This is a genomic window from Sulfurospirillum diekertiae, from assembly GCF_002162315.1.
Lineage (GTDB): Bacteria > Campylobacterota > Campylobacteria > Campylobacterales > Sulfurospirillaceae > Sulfurospirillum.
In genome coordinates, this window is record NZ_CP021416.1 from 1,070,959 (window position 1) to 1,093,391 (window position 22,433).

10 protein-coding genes are annotated in these 22,433 nt (G+C 41.6%); all 10 read left to right on the top strand.

The window, feature by feature from the left end; all coding sequences use genetic code 11:
• Positions 1 to 2 precede the first annotated feature (2 nt).
• Positions 3 to 1,046, top strand: a complete 1,044-nt coding sequence (locus Sdiek1_RS15565; protein ID WP_369688489.1) for an ABC transporter transmembrane domain-containing protein — start codon at positions 3 to 5, stop codon at positions 1,044 to 1,046.
• Complete coding sequence (locus tag Sdiek1_RS15570; RefSeq protein WP_369688490.1) at positions 1,027 to 2,202, top strand: ATP-binding cassette domain-containing protein; 1,176 nt, start codon at positions 1,027 to 1,029, stop codon at positions 2,200 to 2,202. The genes Sdiek1_RS15565 and Sdiek1_RS15570 overlap by 20 nt, the downstream gene beginning before the upstream one ends.
• Complete coding sequence (locus tag Sdiek1_RS05440) at positions 2,199 to 3,533, top strand: HlyD family type I secretion periplasmic adaptor subunit (protein WP_087438256.1); 1,335 nt, start codon at positions 2,199 to 2,201, stop codon at positions 3,531 to 3,533. Before Sdiek1_RS15570 ends, Sdiek1_RS05440 begins: the two co-directional genes overlap by 4 nt.
• Before the next feature lies 1 nt (position 3,534).
• The gene (locus tag Sdiek1_RS05445; protein ID WP_087438257.1) at positions 3,535 to 4,116 is read left to right on the top strand and encodes a response regulator transcription factor; all 582 of its coding nucleotides are present in this window, start codon (positions 3,535 to 3,537) and stop codon (positions 4,114 to 4,116) included.
• A gap of 76 nt (positions 4,117 to 4,192) precedes the next feature.
• Positions 4,193 to 12,745: a cadherin-like domain-containing protein gene (locus Sdiek1_RS05450; protein WP_087438258.1), complete on the top strand. Its 8,553-nt coding sequence runs from the start codon at positions 4,193 to 4,195 to the stop codon at positions 12,743 to 12,745.
• Complete coding sequence (locus tag Sdiek1_RS15490; RefSeq protein ID WP_305790967.1) at positions 12,687 to 13,748, top strand: calcium-binding protein; 1,062 nt, start codon at positions 12,687 to 12,689, stop codon at positions 13,746 to 13,748. The genes Sdiek1_RS05450 and Sdiek1_RS15490 overlap by 59 nt, the downstream gene beginning before the upstream one ends.
• A 20-nt stretch (positions 13,749 to 13,768) precedes the next feature.
• The gene (locus Sdiek1_RS05460; RefSeq protein ID WP_087438260.1) at positions 13,769 to 14,416 is read left to right on the top strand and encodes a transglutaminase-like cysteine peptidase; all 648 of its coding nucleotides are present in this window, start codon (positions 13,769 to 13,771) and stop codon (positions 14,414 to 14,416) included.
• Positions 14,416 to 16,371: a bifunctional diguanylate cyclase/phosphodiesterase gene (locus Sdiek1_RS05465; protein WP_161491998.1), complete on the top strand. Its 1,956-nt coding sequence runs from the start codon at positions 14,416 to 14,418 to the stop codon at positions 16,369 to 16,371. Before Sdiek1_RS05460 ends, Sdiek1_RS05465 begins: the two co-directional genes overlap by 1 nt.
• A 211-nt stretch (positions 16,372 to 16,582) precedes the next feature.
• On the top strand, positions 16,583 to 19,951 hold the full coding sequence (locus Sdiek1_RS05470) for a transglutaminase family protein (RefSeq protein ID WP_087438262.1): 3,369 nt from the start codon (positions 16,583 to 16,585) through the stop codon (positions 19,949 to 19,951).
• A complete protein-coding gene (locus tag Sdiek1_RS05475; RefSeq protein WP_087438263.1) occupies positions 19,952 to 22,432 on the top strand; it encodes a circularly permuted type 2 ATP-grasp protein in 2,481 nt (826 codons plus the stop codon). It begins immediately after the preceding gene.
• The last annotated feature ends 1 nt before the right edge of the window (position 22,433 follow it).

Consider the following 22,433-nt stretch of genomic DNA (forward strand, 5'->3'; position numbering starts at 1 on the left):
TGATGATGGGGCCAAACGATAATGATCATGGTGGTGAGCAAAGGATAGAGGATCCTCAAGGGTTGGCTTTTTCGATCGATCCTTTGCTTCAATGTCTTGTACTTTTTACACAACTTTACCATAAGCCTTTTAGCGCTGAAGCATTGATGGCAGGCTTGCCTCTCTCTCCTAATGAAGAGACGCAAGGCCTGTACAATCTTAAGCAATCTAAAGGGCTTTTTGCGCGTGCAGCAAGTAGAGCAGGTTTGAAAAGCACGCTTGTCACGAAAAAGATTTCAGATATCTCTTCCTTGCAGTTGCCAATTATTTTACTACTTAAAAATTCTCAGGCGTGTATTTTACACTCTTTCAATGAGGATCATACGACCTGCAAAATTGTTTTGCCGGGCATTGAAGCTATTGAAGAGGTCATCTCCGTTGAAGCATTAACGTCAGAGTATACAGGGTTTGCTTTCCTTATTAAGAGACCTTTTGTATATGATGAGCATGACTCATTGACACTTAATGTTAAAAATAACCATTGGTTTTGGGACACCTTAAAACTTTCGACAGGGTTTTATCGGGATGTTTTATATGCTACAGTTTTGATTAATCTTTTTGTATTGATCAGTCCTTTATTTACCATGAGTGTTTACGATAGGGTTATTCCTAACAATGCAACGGAAACGCTTTGGGTATTTGCGTCAGGTGTTTTAGTGGTTTATACATTGGATACCTTTTTGAAATTTGCTAGAGCGATTTTGTTAGAACGTGCTGGTAAAAAAAGCGATGTTATTATGTCCTCGATTGTCTTTGAAAAAGTGCTCGACCTTCAAATGGCTTCGCATCCAAAATCAGTCGGTTCGTTTGCGAGTAACCTTAAAGACTTTGATATGATTCGCTCTTTTTTAACCAATGCAACATTGACAGTGCTTGTGGATATGCCTTTTGCGCTTCTTTTCTTATGTGTTATAGGCTATATTGGCGGTTGGATGGTCGTTGTACCTCTTCTTATGATGATTGTTATTTTAGGATACACTTTTTTTTATGCGTCATATGTTACGTGAAAGCATTGAGGAATCTCACAAAGCTGCTGCTGCTAAGAGTTCTATTTTGGTAGAGACTCTTCAAAATATTGAAACCCTTAAAACACTAGGTGTTACAGGTCATATGCAGTGGGCATGGGAAGAAGCTACGGGTGAAATTGCTCAAAAAAGTTTGAGATCTCGTATGATATCAACTTCTATTTCAACGATTACAGGCTTTTTAGTTCAATTAACCACTGTTTTACTGGTTATTGTGGGAGTTTATCTCATCGGACAACATGATTTGTCCATGGGTGGGCTTATTGGTATTATTATTATCTCGTCGCGAACGGTTGCTCCTATGGGTCAAGCGGCATCTTTGATCGCCAATTATTCAGATGCAAAATCAGCCTATGATGTGATTAATAATATCATTTCTCAACCCTCTGAGCGTCCAAATGGCAAGAAGTTTATCACACGTCCGGCTCTACAAGGTGAGGTAGAATTTCGCGATGTTACTTTTTCATACGATGCCAATGAGCATCAATCTTTAAAAAATATCTCCTTTAAACTTAAACCAAAGGAAAAAGTTGCCATTATCGGACGCATTGGTTCAGGTAAAAGCACGATCGCAAAACTCTTGCTTCATTTGTATGAGCCACAAAGTGGGTCTATTTTTATCGATGGTATTGATATTAATCAAATTGATCCTATTGATTTACGCAAAAATATCTCTTATGTTTCCCAAGATATTAATCTTTTTAAGGGGAGTGCTAAAGACAATATTGTATACCGTTCTTCTCGTGTTGGAGATGAGCAGATGCTACGTGCTTCCATGATCTCAGGGGCGGATGAATTTATTAAACGACATCCCTTGGGGTATGAAATGCTTATTGGAGAACGTGGTATGGGGCTTTCGGGAGGGCAGAGACAAAGTATTGGAATCGCAAGAGCTATTTTATTTGAATCACCTATTATTCTCATGGATGAACCGACCAATGCAATGGATCAGCTCAGCGAAGCACGACTAATTGCCAATCTCAAAAGTTATATTGAGGATAAAACAGCCATTTTTGTAACACAAAAAAATACTCTTTTAGAACTTGTTGATCGTATTATTGTTATGCACGAAGGACAAATTTATCTGGATGGTCCTAAAAATGAAGTTTTAGCGAAATTATCAGGGAAAAGTCTATGAGTAAAAAAATATTTTCATTTGATGCTCGTGACTATGCATTTATGCGCAGTCTTTCGGCTGCTGTCTTGGAAGAAAATCCTAAACAGTTTCGTTGGGTTATCTTTTTTTGGGTTTTTAGTGTGACACTCTTTCTAATCTGGGCTTCATTTTCTCCGATTGATGAAATCGTTAGAGGTGAGGGTAAAGTGGTACCTGGTGGAGAAAATCAAATGATACAACATTTGGAAGGTGGTATTTTAGAAGATATTTTAGTTAAAGAGGGTGAAACGGTTAAAGTAGATCAAGTTTTGCTCAAAGTTAATAATTTAAAATCAGCTTCTACGTATGAGAGTATGGGCTATAAAGCAGCGCAACTTCGAGCAAAAATGGTACGTCTGAAAGCTGAAATTACCAACACGGCGTTTATGCCTTCTGCAGAGGATATGAAAGAAATCCCTGAGCAGATTTTACAAGAGAGAAATCTTTTTACATCAAATAGAGATCGTCTTAATGCACAACTCTCTGGACTTAATGAGCAATATGTGCAAAAGAAAAATGATAAATTAGAAACTCAAGGGCGTATTACAGAACAGAAAAAAGCACTCACTTACATTAAAGAGGAGGTTAAAATATCCGCACCTTTAGTCGAGCAGGGCGTTAAATCAAAAGTAGATTTTTTAAAGCTACAAAGAGAACTCAGTAGCCTCGAAGAGCGTTGCAATGGAATGATAGCTTCTATGCCAAGGCTGGATGCGGCTATCTCTGAAATCGAAAATAAGATGCAAGAAGTGCGTTCTGAATTTACGACAAAAGCTCAATTAGAGCTCAATGATGCTCAAACGGAATTTAATCGTATTACTGCAGAAAGCGCTTCTTATGCAGACCAAGTGGTTCGAACAACAATCAAATCACCTATTAATGGGGTTGTTCAAAAAATTTATGTCAATACCATTGGAGGTGTTATCAAACCAGGTGATAATCTGATAGAAATTGTTCCAACGGAAGATGGTCTTTTGGCGGAGGTTAAGGTAAAACCTTCAGATATTGCGTTTTTGTATCCAGGACAAGAAGCGATTGTCAAAGTAACTGCATATGATTTTGCAATTTACGGTTCACTCAAAGGTAAAGTAGTGACTATCAGTCCAGATTCTATGACGGACAAACGCGATAATACCTATTACATTGTGAGGGTTCAAACGGATAAAAAATATTTTGGAACAGAGGCCAAACCACTCAATATAACTCCCGGTATGACACTCAATGTCGATATTATCACAGGTAAAAAAACAGTCATGCAGTACATCTTAAAGCCGATTTTAAAAGCGAAACAATACATGTTTACGGAGCGATAAAATGACACTTTATATTATTTCAAAAAATACAATTTTACAAAAAAGATGGTCAACTATTTTATCTGCATTTCATCCTATTTTTAGAGAATCGCTTCCTTCTTCGTTAGGGAGTGATTCTATGATCATGATTCATGATGCTGTTTTATACCAATTAAATGATGAGCAAAAAAAGAGACTCTTTACTTTACATGTAATGGTTCTTTCTACAACACCAACCTTTGAACAAGCACGCTTAATGTTGACATTAGGCGCCAAAGGATATGGCAATACGATGATGCATGAGTCTTACTTAGTCTCAGCATGTCAGGCAATACAAGAAGGCAATATTTGGTTATCACCCGAATACATAAACCTGATGATTCAAGAACTCCCTACGATGCCTAAAAAAGCGATAAATCCACTGGAATCCCTTAGCCATCGAGAGGCTGAAGTGGCTATTTTACTCTCACAAGGTGATTCTCACAAAGAGATCGCTGAAAAATTAAATATTACTGTTCGTACGGTAAAAGCGCATGCGACGGCTATTTATTCTCAATTAAATATCAAGGATCGACTTGCCCTTGCTCTTTTAGTTCGAAAGTAGTACCTAAGTACACTAGTATTGCCTTTTTATCTTTGTTAGAATTATTTTAGAAAAATTTTCTATCAAAGGATACATAATGGCACAAGTTATTGGATACGTTAAATCACTCCAAAATGGCATTTTTTTTGCAAAAGATGCACATGGAGAGATCAGAGAACTTAAAGCTGGCGATCAGGTATTTAAGGATGAGCTCGTTTATGGTGCTCCAACAAACTCTCAAAACGCACACGTCATTATTGATGTAACCTTAACGGATGCTAAAGATATTACACTCTCTGGCGCGGAACAGCTCTATACAGATCTTTCTGTTATCGGTGGTTCTTTTGAAAAAGAAGATGCTGTTGTCTCAACGGATGCCGTAGAAAATGCATGGAAACTCAGTACAAATACATCTACTCCAGATACGACAACTCCACTAGAGGCAACTGCAGCAGGTCTTGAAGCACCCGCAGCTGGTCAAGTTCTATCAGATACAGGATATCCTAGCGATACAGTCTTTTATGATAGAACAGGTGCCATTGGTGATGTTCGAACGGTTCTTCACGATACAGTGAATGGTGGTATCGTTCAAAATGTTACGGCAGTTGACACTCTCAATCTCAATGACCAACCTGTCGTAGCAAATGTGACAGGAACAGTCAATGAAGCGTTAAATGGACTCAATCAAATTTCTGGTCAGCTCATAGCAACAGATCCTGATGTGGGTGATACCCATACATTCTTTGCTGTGGGTGGCACATTATTGCTTAATGGACAACCTGCACCTGCAGGTATCGCATTGGTACTTAATCCAGATGGTACTTACTCTGTTACAGGTGACTTTAATACTCTCGCCGCAGGTGAAAAAGCTGTTGTTTCCTTCCAATATTACGCTGTCGATAATGGAATAGATGTTGGGGCTCCTCATGCTTCATTACCAGCAACCGTCACTTTAACGATAATCGGCACCAATGATCAACCAGTAGTCAGTGATGTGAGCATCACACAAGCAGAAGCACTTAATGGCGTGAATACGTTTGCAGGAACATTGAGTGTCAGTGATGATGATACAAGCGATACACATACGTTCCAAATGGTTGATAATAGTTTACATGTAAATGCAAATGTTGAATTATCACAACCAACACTTCTTCTCAATCCAGATGGTACTTACAGCATGAGTGGAGATTTTAATGCACTTGCCGCAGGTGAAACAGCAACCGTAACTTTCCAATACTATGCTGTAGATAGTAGTAGTAATCAAACTAATGGCGAGTCAAATACTTCTGAGGTTAAAACGGTTACCTTGACCATTACAGGAACGAACGATCAACCTGTTGTCAGTGATGTGAGCGTCACACAAGCAGAAGCACTTAATGGTGTGAATACGTTTGCAGGAACATTGAGTGTCAGTGATGATGATACAAGCGATACACATACGTTCCAAATGGTTGATAATAGTTTACATGTAAATGCAAATGTTGAATTAGCAACACCAACGCTTGTGCTCAATCCAGATGGTACTTACAGCATGAGTGGAGATTTTAATGCACTTGCCGCAGGTGAAACAGCAACCGTTACTTTCCAATACTATGCTGTAGATAGTAGTAGTAATCAAACCAATGGCGAGTCAAATACTTCTGAGGCTAAAACGGTTACCTTGACCATTACAGGAACGAACGATCAACCAGTAGTCAGTGATATTAATGTTAATGATAATGCAGGTAGTGGTATTGTTGGATACTATGATATGGTCAGTGGACAAGGGGTGAGCGCACAAGTGAATGGCATCATAACCGCTAATCTAACTGCTGCGCAACTCTTTACACTCAGTTCGGAAGAACTTTCAGGCATCAATACCCTTTATGTTCAAAATCCAAGTAATGGTGACTATGGCGCAGAATACATGAGTCAACTCAGTGCGATCGAAAACGCTGTAAATAATGGCATGACTTTAATTATTCATGATCGATATGTTGCTGGGGGTGAACAAATTCTTCCCGGTGGAGAGTCTATTGTTTTCCACAGAATAGCAGGAAATGGTGCCAATATTGATATAACAGACACGGATCTTGAAACAGGTCTTGGTGGAACGATCAATGATACTTCTTTAGATAATGGAAGTTGGTCAAACCATGGATATGTTGACTTGAATAGCTTGCCAGAAGGGGCAACTGTTCTTATGACAGATGGTAATCCTACGCACGTTGTTACTTTTTCCTATCAATATGGTGCCGGCACAGTTATTTATTCTACCATTCCTTTAGACTTCTATTTATCAGGTAATGGTGGTACTGTTCTTGATGCTAATATGCAAATTTATGCAGCTAACCTTCTTGAAGATTTTGTTAAAAATGGCGCTATTTATGAAACGCATGATGCAACCAATGTAATAGGTGTAGATGATACCAAAGATGATGGCAATAATGTTTTAACAGGTAATTTGTCGGTCACTGACGATGATGTATCAGATACCCACACGTTCCGTGTAGTCGATGCGAGTGTTCAAGTGCTAGCTCCAACAGGCTCAGGGGTTGATACGAATGATGTAACGGTTTCTATTACGCAAGATGCAGCGGGTGTATGGCATTATAATATCAATGGAAACTTCACAGAACTAGCAGCAGACGAAAAAGCAACGGTAACATTCCAATATGTTGCTGATGATGGACGTGGATTTAATGGTGCAGATGGCATCAATGAAAGTTCAATCAGTGCACCAAAAACCATTACACTTACCATTACGGGAACCAATGACCAGCCTATTGTCAGCGATGTTACGCATACGACACAAACAGAATCAATGAACGGAATCAATACCTTTGAAGGTACTTTGGTCGCAACCGATGATGATACCCATGATACGCATACTTTCCACGTAGTAGGCGGTGGAGATTTTGGTCCAGCTTTACATGTAGAATCTCCTGCCGAGATTGGAACGCCCGTTCTTCACCTTGATGAAGCCACTGGTCAATATACTGTTACTGGAGACTTTAATGCTTTAGCCGTCGGTGAAACAGCAACCGTAACTTTCCAATACTATGCGGTTGATAGTAGTAGCAATCAAGTGAATGGTGAGTCCAATACCTCTGAAATTAAAACTGTTACGATGACCATTACAGGAACCAATGATGCGCCAGTTATCTCTGAAACTAGCGTTACTACGGGTCTCGCAACAGAAGCAGGTAATCTTGATGATGGTACAGTTGTCCCAGCAACGACGGCTTCAGGTACCCTTGTTGCTACGGATGTTGATCATAATGCAACACAAACATGGTCTGTGAGTGGAAATGCAACAGGTACCTATGGAAGCTTTGCAATCGATCCAACAACAGGAAAGTGGACTTATACAGTTGATGATACAGCAGGTTCAGCTGCTGATAAACTTCAAGAGGGACAGAAAGTTACAGAAACATTTACAGTTATTGTAACCGATGATCAAGGAGCAACCGATACTCAAGTTGTTACGATTCAAGTACAAGGCACTAACGATGCACCCGTTGCTGTTGCAGATGTTAATAGTGTTACAGAGCTAGGTGATGAAAGTTTACTAGCTTATGGATGGAAAGGTATCGCAACAGGCAATCTTCTCTCAAATGACTCCGATGTGGATGGCAATACAAATCCTCTCATTGCCTTAGATGTTACAAAAATTGTTTCAAATGGTACCAATAACAGCGATACAACAACCAATTGGCTTGGCAATTTAGATGTACAAGGCTCTTATGGTACTTTGGTTGTTAACAAAGCGACAGGTATTTACAGTTATGTTCTTAATAATGGCAACAGTACAGTTGAAGCTTTGAATGAAGGTGATAAGGTTGTTGATACCTTTACCTACACGATCACAGATGCCAATGGCGCTATTGCTACTGCAACATTGTCAATCACTATCAATGGAACCAATGATGCACCAGTTATTTCAGGAACACATACTGGAATAGCAACAGAAGCGGGCAATCTTGATAATGGAATCGTAGTAGCCGCAACTCAAGCAACAGGCACACTGATTGCAAATGACGTTGACAATACAAATCCAACATGGACAGGCAATAAAGTAGGAACATACGGAAGCTTTGCAATTGATCCAGCAACTGGAAAGTGGACGTATACAATTAATGATGCAACAGGATCAGCCGCCGATAAACTTGCTGAAGGTGAAACACGTACAGAAACCTTTACGGTGACTGTTAGCGACAATGAAGCAAGCAACCCAAAAACAGATACACAAGAAGTAACGGTAATCATAAAAGGTACCAATGACTCTCCTGCCATTACCAATGCTTCAAGTGCTCTTTCTGGCACCGTCGTTGAAGCAGGAAATAGCGATGATGGTCATACCATTGCAGGTACTTCATCTGTTTCAGGACAACTTAGTGCAAGCGATGTGGATCATAATGCAACACAAAGATGGAGCATCGTTGGAACAGCAGATACAACCTATGGCTCTATCTCTATCAATACTAATACGGGAAAATGGACATACACTCTCAATAATACAGACATGGATACGCAAGCACTTGCTGAAGGCGAAAGTAAAACACTCAACTATACAGCGCGCGTAATAGATGACAAAGGTGCTTATGTTGACCAAACTATCGCTGTAACCATTACAGGTACAAACGATTCTCCTGTTATTACCAATGCTTCTACACAACTTGTTGGTACTGTTATTGAAGCTGGGAATAACGATGATGGCTCTACTTTTGCAGGTACACCATCTATCTCAGGACAATTGAGTGCAAGCGATGTCGACCATGGTGCAACGAAAACATGGAGCATTGAGGGAACGCCATCAACAACGTATGGATCTATTGGTATTGATTCAACAGGTAAATGGACATATACGCTTGATAATTCACTCAGTACAACTCAAGCGCTCAAAGAGGGCGAAACGGTTACGCAAACTTATACGGCTCGCGTGATGGATGATAAAGGTGCTTATGCTGACCAAACAATTACTATTACGTTAAAAGGTACCAACGATGCCCCTGTTATTTTGGAAACATCTAATATTACAGGCGATGCAACAGAAGCTGGAGTTGTAACTATTAATGGTGTAACATCACCAGTAGTAGCTGTGATTGCAACAGGAACTCTTAGTGCATCCGATGTTGATCATGATGCAACACAAACATGGTCAGCGATTACGACATCAGCTGAAGGTACGCATTATGGTACATTTGAAATAACAACAGCGGGTTCTTGGACATATACAGCAGGCGAAGCAGCAAATCAATTGGCTGAGGGAGAAACGAAAACAGAAACCTTTATGGCAATGGTGACAGATGATAAAGGAGCGATAGCGACACAAGCAGTCACAATAACAATTCATGGTACTAACGATGCGCCCGTTTTTGTTGTTGAAGATAACCAACCATCCTATAGCTTTAACTATAATGAAAATAGTACGACTGCAACGGTGCTTGGTACAGTCCATGCTACGGATGTTGATAATGGAAGTCACGTTTCCTATTCTATTCAGAGTGGTAATGATGCTGGTTATTTTGCAATCAATTCCACTACAGGAGTCATTACCCTTACAGAGGCTGGGACACATGCTTTCACCAATGATTTTGAAGCACTGAGCAATGTTCATAATCTTGTGGTGGGAGCAAGTGATGGAAGTGTTACAACTGCTATCAATGTTGTCCTTAATGAACAAAATGTCAATGATGCGCCAGATGCGGTAGATAACACGTATAACATTAATGGGTTAAGTGGCCAATACTATGCCTATCATGAAGGGGCTTTACTAGATGGCTCTAATTTAGGCAGTATTGCTCAAGTTGAAAATTTCATAGCTACCCATAGTGCAGATGCAACATTTACAGCGACTGCTATCAATTACGGTCTGCTTCCAAGTGGAGATTTGGGTGGTGATGGTAATTTGCAAAAATTCTTAGGGATCGATGCTCAATCTTTGTCTACGAATCCAGAAAACAGTTCTGACGCTATTATTAAACTTAGTGGTTCTATCGAGTTGGCAGCAGGTACTTATACATTTAAAGTCACTGCTGATGATGGTTATAGCATTGTGATTGATGGTAATGTTGTCGCAAAATATGATGGCAACCAATCTCCATCAACAAATTACGCCTCATTCAATATCGCCCAAAGTGGTGAGCATAGTATTAGCATTGTTTATTGGGATCAAGCAGGACAAGCTCAACTTAAAGTTGAACTCAGTAGCGATGGTCAACATTATAGTGTACTCACAGGTAGCGCCAATGCTCTTGATACCTTAGTAACAAATGAAGACACACCTCTTATCATTGCTTCAAGTACACTGCTTGCAAACGATACAGACCAAGATGGTGATACCTTAACGATTACCAGCGTTCAAAATCCAACACATGGAACAGTCGTACTTGACCCTATCACAGGAAAAGTCGTCTTTACACCAGATGCTAATTACAATGGAGACGCAACCTTTACCTATACCATTAGCGATGGACATGGAGGATCAGATACCGCTACAGTAACTTTACATGTAAATCCAGTGAATGATGCACCCGTTGCCATTGATGATGGTTCTCTTGCTTTACCATTTAGTACTGACGCCGGTGTTGCACTTACTAAGATCAATGTTCTTCACAATGATACAGATGTCGATAATGATCCATTACATGTAACGACGGCAACAAGCGATAATGGTACGGTTAGCATTAATCCTGATGGTACGTTAAACTTCGCACCGACAGACGGTTTTTCAGGTGATACGACCATCACATATACCGTTAGTGATGGACAGGGTGGAACTGACACCGCAACAGTTTTTGTCAAGGTTAATTTTGTAGATCACACTCCTACCCTCTCTGTAGATACGGGAAATCCAGGCAATGCCAACGACACTGTTCTTGAAGCTGGTTTGACAAATGGCTCTAGCCCCTCTGTAGCGGCTAGGACAGCAGAAGGAACCTTTACCATTGGCGATCCTGATGGATTGAATGACATTACTTCTGTAACCGTTGGGAATAAAACATTTGCGGTAGACGCATGGAATACCGTTGGAGAGATTACCACTGATCATGGTACTGTAACGATTACGGGATATGACAACGGTGTATTTAACTATACCTATACATTAACATCTGCTACAACAGGTACACAGACAACTGATAGTTTTGATGTTAAAGTTTCTGATGGTCATGAAAATGCACTTGCTACAGTAACCATTGGTATAACCGATGACAAACCGATTGCTTACGACAATGCTGTTTCTCTTCTAGAAGGGAGTACAACCAGTGGTGGCACAACAAATTTAGTCTTAACGCTTGATGTTTCAGGTTCGATGAACAGCAACGTTTCAGGTTCGAGCCAAACACGATTTGAAATTGCTCGTGACGCTTTGGTAAACATGATTAATCAATACAAAGAGCAAGGAACAACGGATGTTAATTTAACGTTATTTGGAGACAATGCCTTAAATGTTGGATGGATGTCAGCTTCTTCTGCGGTCACTTACTTAAATTCATTGTCAATGAATTCTTGGGACAACCTATACAGCAACTCTACCTATGTCAATGTAAATACAGGTGGTACGGATTATTATGATGCCATTAATGCTACAAAAGCAATTAGCTTTACCGGGCATACAGCAGATCAAACTATTGTTTATTTCCTATCAGATGGAGAGCCAAATGAAAATACCTCTTCTGTTAATCAAGATACTGATGCAACAATTAAAGCGTGGAAAACATTTATTACAGCCAATGCCGATGATTTACATGTTATTGCCATTGGTGGTAATGTAGGTGACGCCGTTTATTTAAATACGGTACAAGTCTTAGATGGTAAAGCGTATACAGATAGTGCACACCATGTACAAGAGTACATTGAAGTGAGTAATGTGACAGGTTTATCCAGTACCTTGTCGGGTACTGTTACCGTTCCTCATGTTGAGTCAGGTAGTGTTATCACCGAAACAGGCGTTTTAAATTTAGCGGATGTCTCCGGTGCTGATGGATGGGCTACATCTAAACTGGTTTCAGTATCATACAATGGTGTGACATATACATTTGACACCAGTCATCCTTCCTTTACGATAAGCACAGAGGCAGGTTCTGTCACTATTAACAATCAAGGTGGCTATAGCTTTACGTCATTAACGAATGTTGCACATGATGTAAGTTCAAGCATTACTTATACGGTTGCAGATAGTGATGGTTCCACGGCACAAGCGCATTTAACGGTTACAACACTTGATAGTGTTCCAACGGCTGTAGCAGATACGAATAGTGCAACTGAAACTTATTTGCATGCAACAGGTGGTACAGTTAATCATGTTACCTATAGCACAGAACCTGAAAGTTGGAATGCAACCACACTAACAGATAGTGGTCGCAATAATAACACAAATGGTTGGAGTGTAAATAGTGGTAGTGGTACATCATCTGATATATATACTATTGTAGCAGATGCTACTCATACAACTATGGTTAGCTTTACCATGGGATCCACGAATGGAGGCGGTACTGCTACACTATATAGTAGTACAGGTACAGTTATTGGTTCAGCAAGTTTCACTAGCAATAGTGATAATCAAACGATTAACTTTAGTAATGCCATTACAAGCAGTGGTGATTACTATGTCAAATTTACGCGTACCAGTGGTACAAATGTTACTGTTAAAAAATGTGACCTATAGCACCTATGATCACACCTCAGAGACAATGACTCCTATTACGATTGCAACGCCAGAAGTCGAATGGGTTGCTGCGCTTGTAGCTAGTGGTAATGTTTTAGATAATGATACAAAAGGGACGGATGGTAACTTAAGTGTCACATCGGTAAGTATCAATGGTACTAATGTCATTGTTGATACAAACGGTGTTGATATCTCTGGACATAATGGCAGTTTACATATTGACGCATTGGGTGCATATACGTATACTCCAACGAATGCGGATATGACAAGTACCGCACTTAGTACACCTGATGTCTTTACGTATACCATCAAAGATGCTGATGGTAGTATTTCATCTTCAACCTTAACCATTACGACGACAGACCATGATTATACGACAGCTACCAATAATATTATTGGTGGAACAGATGGTAATGATATGCTTACTGGAACGAGTGGTAATGATGTCATTTATGGTAGTGCAGGAGATGACCACTTAGTCGGTGGAGCTGGTAATGACACTCTTTATGGTGGAGCAGGCAATGATATCCTTGAAGGTGGCGATGGCAATGACTATCTTGATGGGGGTACTGGAGCGGATAAACTTTATGGTGGTGCAGGTAATGATATATTGGTTTACGATGCGGCAGATACCGTCATCGATGGTGGTACAGGTACAGATACTTTACTCTTTACTGCCAATACTACTATTGATTTCAGTCAACTTGATAGTAGCAATGACCCAATTAAAAATATCGAGGTGCTTGATCTTACACAACCGAATGTTAATGTCACGCTTAAAAATCTTTCATTGAATGATGTCCTTGATATGACAGAAACAGGTACTACCCATACACTAACGATTCTGGGCGATTCTGCGGACAAAGTAACTGTTGATAGTTCATTAACCAAAACATCTTCTACGGAAATAAGCAATGGGCATACATTTGATATTTACACCAATGCAAATGCAACAGATCCAACGGTTATTGTGAAGATCGAGCAAACTATTCAACACAGCTAAAAAAAACGTTATAATAGGGCATGAAAACAAAAGTCCTTGCATTATGTTTTGGGGTGATGGTTCTTACCGTCACCCTTTTTAGCACTGCTGAATTCATACTCGCGGGTATCTCTTTGGAGAAAGTCGAGAAAGAGTATGGAACATTTGCCAAAAGGCGTGTCTTGGCACTTGTGGCGATGATGAACCGTGCCAAAGATGAGAGTGATCTTGAAAAACTAGAAAAAGTGAATGATTTTTTTAATGCGACTCCCTACCATAGTGACAAAGAGGTTTGGGGTGTGGATGACTACTGGGCGACACGGTTGGAGTTTATTGGTAAAGATAAAGGCGACTGTGAAGACTATGTAATTGCGAAGTATTTTACACTCAAAGAACTTGGCGTTCCACCTTCTAAAATGTATATGACCTATGCAAAATCGCTCAAATTTAATGTAGCGCATATGGTGCTTACCTACTATGCTACTCCAAAATCCATACCATTGGTTTTGGATAATTACAATTACAAAATACTTCCTGCAAATGAACGCACCGATCTTGTTCCTATCTACAGCTTTAGCGGAGATGATCTGTTCAATGCTAAACAAGTTCAATTGGGCAAAATGCTTCCAGCGGCGGCAAAGCAAAAGCGTGCATGGGATGAACTCAAAATAGAGAAAAAGGAAAAATGATGACTCTTTTTAAACAGATGGCGGTAATGCTCAGCCTTTTTTTAAGCATAATCTTAGCCTGTGTCATGGTACTAAATTTCAAAACAGCCACAGCGTTTGTCCAAGATCAACTCTATACCAATGCTCAAAATACAGCGCATTCTCTAGGACTTTCTCTCTCCAAAATTGCAGATCCAAAAGATGTCGCTACGATGGAGACGATGATCAATGCGATCTTTGATAGTGGGTATTATGAAAGAATTGCTTTGATAGGTGTAGAAGGAAATCCCATTTATGTAAAAGAGACCGATGTTCTTTTAAGTGATGTTCCCCAGTGGTTTGTTCGTGCCGTCACCATTAAAAATGCCTATGCAACGAGCGATATTATGATAGGCTGGAACAGGCTTGGTACGCTTGAAGTGAGTGGACATACGGGTAATGCTTACAGACAGTTGTACAAAACATTGATCGACCTCATTGAGACATTTGTGGGAATTGGTTTGGTTGTTTTAGGGGTCTTGTATCTTTTACTTACCCTCAGCCTTCAGTCTATTAAACAAATTCGCGATCAAGCGCGAGGCATCATTGAAAATCGTTTTATCATTGAGCAAAAAATGCCTTTTACAACGGAGTTTCGCTCTGCTACGGTTGCTATGAATGCCATGGTTTCAAAAGTAAAAGACATTTTTGAGAGAGAAAATGAGACACTGATTCAGTACCAAGAACTGCTTTACAAAGACGCAGAGACAAAACTTTATAACCGTCATTATCTCGTTACCAAACTTCCTGAATACCTCCAAGGCGATACAAAATTATCCCAAGGTTTACATGTCATGCTGAGCATTGATGAATTGGATCGCTTTAAAAAAGAATATGGCTATGAAAATTACATTAAACTGATCAAGAACGTTGCAGAAGCATTAACCAATTGCGCGCGTTTGAGTGAGCATACCTTATTTGTGCGACTCAATGAGAGCGACTTTTTCCTTTTGATGCCATTTCGAGATGAAATTTTACTCGAAAAACACCTTGATGGAATGCTGTTAGAACTTCAGCGCACGGTTACTACTCAGGCATTAGATTACTTAGTGATAGGCGTTGGTATTGGTTTCTACACTGAACACGATACGCTTAAATCACTGCTTTCGAAAGCGGATTTAACCGTCTCTCAAGCCAAACAAAATGGCAACTTTACATGTAAAATGGCATTACAACAGCAACACTCCTTAATCTTAAGTCGTGAAGAGTGGCGTCAAGAATTGGTCAGTGGACTCGATGAATCTCGTTTTGTTTTTGCAACACAAAATGTTATCCACTATGAGAGTACCACTTCGAGCATTGTTCATGAAGAAGTTTTCATTCGACTCAAAGGAAGTGATGGCTTTGTGCACTCTGCAGGCTATTTTTTACCGATGGCGACTATTTTAGGATTGGCCGATGAAATTGATCGTTATATGATTCAAAGGATGCTTCAGCGTTTTACGTTACAAGAACTTCATACACCATTGGCACTCAACCTGAGTGCTGAATTTGTAGGACATTATGCCAATATTCAATGGCTGAAAGAGCAACTCGAAAAACTCTCTCCAACGGAACGTGCCATGGTGTGGTTTGAAACGAGTAATGCAGTGGCACTTCATAATCTTGAAGCAATCGTTTCGATCAGCAGTCAGCTTAAGATGTTAGGATGCCGTTTTGGTATTGACAACTTTACCATTCCATCTGAAGGGGCATATTATCTGCAAGCGATACGACCTGATTATATCAAGTGTACGGTTGTCTATCTCAAAGATATTATGCTAGATGCAACCACAGGAAAAAATCAAGAAAGCCTCAATAACATTGCACGTAGTCTTGGAATTTCGATTATTGCGACCAATATTGAAGAAGAACAAGACCTCTCTACCCTTAAATATTTAGGGATTGCGTATATGCAAGGAAGATTTATTGCACCGATTGAATTACTCGAAGAATAATCCAACTCAAAGCCAATGGCTATCCCAAAACATAAAACTTTTTGGGTGGCATTGGCTTTTCGGTAAGCCTTTACATGTAAAAAGATATGCGTTAAAGCTAACCTAAAGATTACTGCTTAATACATAGCCAAATACCCATCACAAACCTTTTACATCATGCTATAATAATTTTACATGTAAAGATTTTCACTTTCTGTTTTAAAGGATTAGTATGTCACTCAAAGTTGTGTTATCACATAAAACAGAATACCATTACGACCGCTATGTCGCACTTTCCCCACACATCATTCGCTTGCGTCCAGCCCCGCACAGTCGTACTCCCATTGAGGCGTATTCGCTTAAAATCAAACCAGAAAATCATTTTATCAACTGGCAACAAGACCCTTTTGGTAATTACTTAGCGCGCATTGTCTTTCCTGAAAAAACCAAAGAGCTGTGCATTGATGTGGAGATTATCGCCGATCTCATTACAATCAATCCGTTTGACTTTTTTGTCGATGACTATGCCAAAGATTTTCCGTTTATCTACAAAAAAGAGCTTCAAAAAGAGCTGATACCTTACCTTGAAGAGAGTGAAAATGGGGCATTGTTGCGCGATTTTGTGCGCTCACTGGATTGTAAAAAACGCCCCATCATCGACTTTTTGGTCTATCTCAACAGTGAGATCAATCGACACCTCGCTTACACCATCAGGTTAGAGCCAGGGGTACAAACCTGCGAAGTGACGTTGGAGAAAAAACTGGGCAGTTGCCGTGATTTCGCATGGTTGTTTGTGCAAGTCCTTCGTCATTTAGGGCTTGCAGCGCGTTTTGTTTCAGGCTACCTTGTACAACTCAAAGCCGATGTGGCTTCCTTAGATGGTCCTAGTGGCCCAGAAGCGGACTTTACCGACCTTCACGCGTGGACAGAGGTGTATATCCCCGGAGCGGGTTGGGTCGGACTGGATTCGACCAGTGGACTTTTCGCCGGCGAGGGGCATATACCGCTTGCCTGCACACCCTCTTACGAGAGCGCTTACGCGATAGAGGGACTGAGCGATAAATGCGAAACGGAATTTATTTATGACAATACCGTCACGCGCATTTTTGAGTCACCGCGTGTCACCAAACCGTACCGTGAAGATCAGTGGGATGCTATTTATCAATTAGGGTTTGAGGTCGACAAAGCCTTAGAAGAGGGCGATGTTAGACTCTCCATGGGTGGTGAGCCGACCTTTGTCTCCATCGACGATATGGAAGGTGATGAGTGGAACACCACGGCTGATGGCGAGCACAAACGCACGCTTGCCGACACACTTTCTCGAAAACTGTTGAGCTCTTTTACGAAAGGCGGAATGCTGCACTACGCGCAAGGCAAATGGTACCCGGGCGAGCCGCTTCCGAGGTGGCAAACCTCCATCATTTGGCGCAAAGATGGTAAGCCCATCTGGCACAATCCCGACCTACTTGCCGATATGAACGCTCAGTATAGCTACACCAACGACGATGCCAAACGTTTTTTAGCCAAACTGGCACTCACCCTTGGTATTAGCGATCAAAATATCGTTGAAGCTTACGAAGACCCATTGTATTACATCATCAAAGAGTCTGAACTGCCCATCGACATTGACCCGATGAAGTCCGATTTGTCCGATTCGCTAGAGCGACAAACCATTGCCAAAGTGCTCTCAAAAGGGCTCAATAAGCCTGTGGGTTACGTGCTTCCACTCAATTTTGGAGCGACACAGTGGATGACTTCCTCATGGGAGCTCAGACGTGGTTACTTGTACCTCAGTGCGGGCAATTCACCCCTTGGCTTGCGACTGCCGTTGAGCTCTTTGGCGGAAAAACCGCACGCTGAGCTGGCGCTTCGTTTTGAGCCAGACCTTTTTGCCAGTTATCCCAACCTTGGCGAGTATGCAGCAAATGCTCAAAAACGGTGTGAAAAAGCCGACGCAACGCTTTCTAAAACCCACACCTATAACACCTTTGTCCGTACTGCATTATGTGCAGAAGTACGAGAGGGTAAGCTCTATATTTTCCTTCCACCGCTGAATCACTCGGAGGCTTTTTTAGACCTGATTGCCTGCATTGAAGCCGTTGCAGAATCTTTACATGTAAAGGTAATTTTGGAAGGCTACGAGCCTGCCCATGATCTTAGACTTGATCGCATCAAAGTGACACCCGATCCAGGAGTCATTGAAGTGAACATTCAACCTGCCACTTCATGGAAGATGCTCAGCGACAATCTTTTACTCCTTTACAAAGATGCACATGAGTCTCGTTTGGGGACGGAAAAATTTATGTTAGATGGTAAACACACGGGCACAGGCGGGGGCAATCATGTCACCATCGGAGCACTTCGCCCCGAAGATAGCCCACTGCTTCGCCGTCCCGATCTGCTTCGAAGTCTCATTACCTTTTGGCAACATCATCCGGGGCTTTCGTATCTTTTCTCAGGCGCATTTATAGGTCCTACGTCCCAAGCGCCTCGCGTGGATGAGGGCAGGGTGGAAAATCTGTACGAGTTAGAGATTGCCTTTTCGCAAATTCCTGAGGGAGAAACGGTGCCATTTTGGTTGACCGATCGCCTTTTCCGCCATATGCTGACCGACATCACGGGCAATACGCACCGAAGCGAATTTTGCATCGACAAACTCTATTCGCCTGATAGTTCCAGTGGCAGGCTGGGCATTTTGGAACTAAGAGCGTTTGATATGCCACCTCATGCCCAAATGGCACTGTTGCAGATGCTTTTGGTACGCACTTTAGTGGCTGTCTTTTGGAAAAAACCGTACAAACACAAACTGGTTCGTTGGGGTACGCAACTGCACGATAAATTTTTACTCGAACATTACGTTAAAGAAGATGTGCGTGACATTGTCGAATTTTTACAAGCGGAAGGGTATCCGTTTGAATTAAATTGGTTTGACCCTTTCTTTGAGTTTCGTTTCCCACTTTATGGCATGAGTACGATTGAAAACATGCACCTAGAACTGCGTGCCGCCATTGAGCCGTGGAATGTGTTGGGCGAGGAGAGCAGTTCGCAAGGTACCGCGCGCTATGTGGACTCTTCGCTGGAGCGCGTGCAAGTGAAGGTGCAAAACTTTACCCCCGAGCGTTATACGCTTACATGTAACGCTGTGGCGATTCCATTGGCTCCCACAGGCAGGGAAGGGGAGTTTGTGGCAGGCGTGAAGTACAAAGCGTGGGAGCCGTACTCGGCGCTTCATCCGACCATCGGCGCGGACACGCCTTTGGTGTTTGACGTAGTCGATACGTGGAACAAACGCTCCATCGGCGGAATGACCTACTTTGTGGCGCATCCGGGTGGGCGCAATTACGACACGTTTCCTGTAAACAGTTACGAAGCAGAGTCGCGCCGTATCAACCGTTTTTGGGACTTTAACCATACCCAAGGTGAGGCAGAGTACCAAACCAGTTCGGTTGTCACCCAACATACACTTTCAGCTGAGGGAAGCGAGCGTACGGTTGTTGTACACAAACCCAAAGCACTCAAACAGTTCGTGTTTCAAGAGTTACCTATAAGCAGTGAATTTCCTCACACCCTCGATCTTAGACGTAAATGGAATGCCAAATAGATGAATTTTTTAGATAATTACAGTTCGGCTTCACTGTTTGATGAGATGTTGGATGACCAATTACGCGTTAGAGAGCATTGGCAACCGCTTCTTGAGCGTCTTGAATCTATGAGCAGTGAAGAGCTAGAGAACAAACAAGCGGAAATCGCGTGGCATTTGGAAGATAACGGTGTCACCTACAATGTCTACAACGACCCAGAGGACAATGGCAATCGCCCGTGGAGTTTAGACCCGATTCCTTTTATTATCACCAAAGAAGAGTGGAAAGGGATCAAACAAGGGATCAAACAGCGTGCCAAACTGTTCAATCTCATTTTAAAAGACCTTTACGGTGAGCAGAAGCTTTTAAAGGAAAATATTATTCCCGCCGAAGTGATTTACGGGCACAAAGGATTTATTCCTGCTGTTCACACTTTGGGCTTGATGGAGGATTTTCAGCTCTATTTTTATGCACTCGACATGGCACGAGGGCCCGATGGTAAAATGTGGGTCATCAACGATCGCACCCAAGCTCCCTCAGGTTTGGGGTATGCGGTGGAAAATCGTCTGACGATGAACATTGTCTCCAAAGACCTCTATCCCGAACACGAGATCAAAAAGTTGCTTCCCTTCATCGATGAGTTTAAAAAGCTGTTGAAAAAACTCTCCAAAGGTGACATCTCTAAAGCGGCACTTCTCACCCCAGGCCCTCGCAATGAGACCTACTTCGAGCATGCCTATTTGAGCTCTTTTTTGGAGATCAACTTAGTTGAAGGCGATGATCTGCTCTCCAAAAACGGCGCTTTGTGGCTGAAGAGTTTGAGTGGACTTAAACCCATCAATACCCTTTTGAGGCGTTTGGATGACCGTTTCTGCGACCCGCTTGAGCTTCGCAGTGACTCAAAGCTAGGCGTTGCAGGCTTGGTCGATAGCCTAAGGCAAGGCAATCTTGCGATGATCAATCCCATCGGCAGTGCGATTGTGGAGAACATCGGGCTCAACCCTTTTATGGAGCGCATCTGCCATTACTTTCTCAATGAAGAGCTTTTACTCCCTCAAATTGCGACATGGTGGTGCGGACAAAGCCATGAGCTTGAGTATGTCTTAGAGCATTTTGAGAACCTTATTATCAAAAAAATTGATCGTACCGAAGCGATTCAGACGCATTTAGTCAAAAAACTCTCCAACGAGATGCGAACACAACTTAAAAATAGCATTATCAAAAATCCGCATCAGTACGTTGCGCAAGAAGAGATCAATTTTTCGACCACGCCCTTTTATGCCAATGGAAAAATCGAGCCGCGTAATGCTGTTGTGCGCGCCTATGCTTTGAAAAAAAGTGAAAACTATACGGTGATGAATGGAGGCTTGGTGCGGGTGTCTTCCTCCAAAGATGCCCTTTTAGTCTCCTCGCAAAAAGGTGGAACAAGTAAAGATTTGTGGATTTTAGGCGAAGATGAGACGATCGATATGAGCTCCATTTTTAATACATTGCCTTATGTCGATGTTTCGATTCACACGATGCCAACGCGCAAAGCCGAGAACCTTTTTTGGTTGGGGCGTTATTTGTGCCGCACCATCACGACCATTCGTCTCATTCGCTATGTGGTCAAAAAGATGACCAATTTTAGCCGCTATGAAGGGGCTTTGTCGTATGAGTCGCAACTGATTTTAGAAAAATCTTTGACGCACTTAACGATGACGTATCCAGGCTTTTTAGATGAAAAGATTGCGCAAAATCGCATGAGTGAAATCGAGTCGCTGATTAAAGACAAGAGTAAACAAGGCGGGCTTTCTTTTACGATGGAGATGCTCTTTAATGCCAATGTCTCGATCAAAAGTCTGCTTGCGATTGAGGCATGGAAACTCTTTGATAAGATGCAAAAAGAGTGGAGGGTCTTTATTCGTAAAATCAACTCTCCCACACAGACCATTTTAAGTGAACTCGATAAATTTTTACTCTACCTTGTCGCGTACAAAGAGTTGGTGGAAGAGAGTATGTACAAAGAGCAAGGCTTGATTTTGTATGACATCGGCTATAAGCTCGAATCGGCACTGCTAACGATCTCTAAAGCGCGCTCGATGCTCTGTGTCAAGCATGAAAAGTCAGCCAGTTATGACATCTTAGAGGGCATGCTCAACTCCTGTGAGAGTTTTAATGCGTACCGAACGCAGTATAAAAGCTCACTCCAGTTGGATAATGTGTTGGAGTTTTTGATTCTCAGCCCTCAGTTTCCAAAGTCGATTGCTTATTTGACAAATGAACTTTTGGAAGATTTAAAAGCACTTCCGAAGAGTAAAAAGTACCTCAGTAGCTACGAAGAGCCTATTTTTCAAGCGTTTTCATCGCTGAAACTCACCACCGTTGCAACCTTGATGCAGATCGAAGAGGGCGGAACTGTTTACACGGTGCTCGATGAATTCTTAGCCACGCTTACGACGCATTTTTCGCTCTGTTCGATGGAGCTTTCCAAAACCTATTTTTCACACTACGATGAGTAAG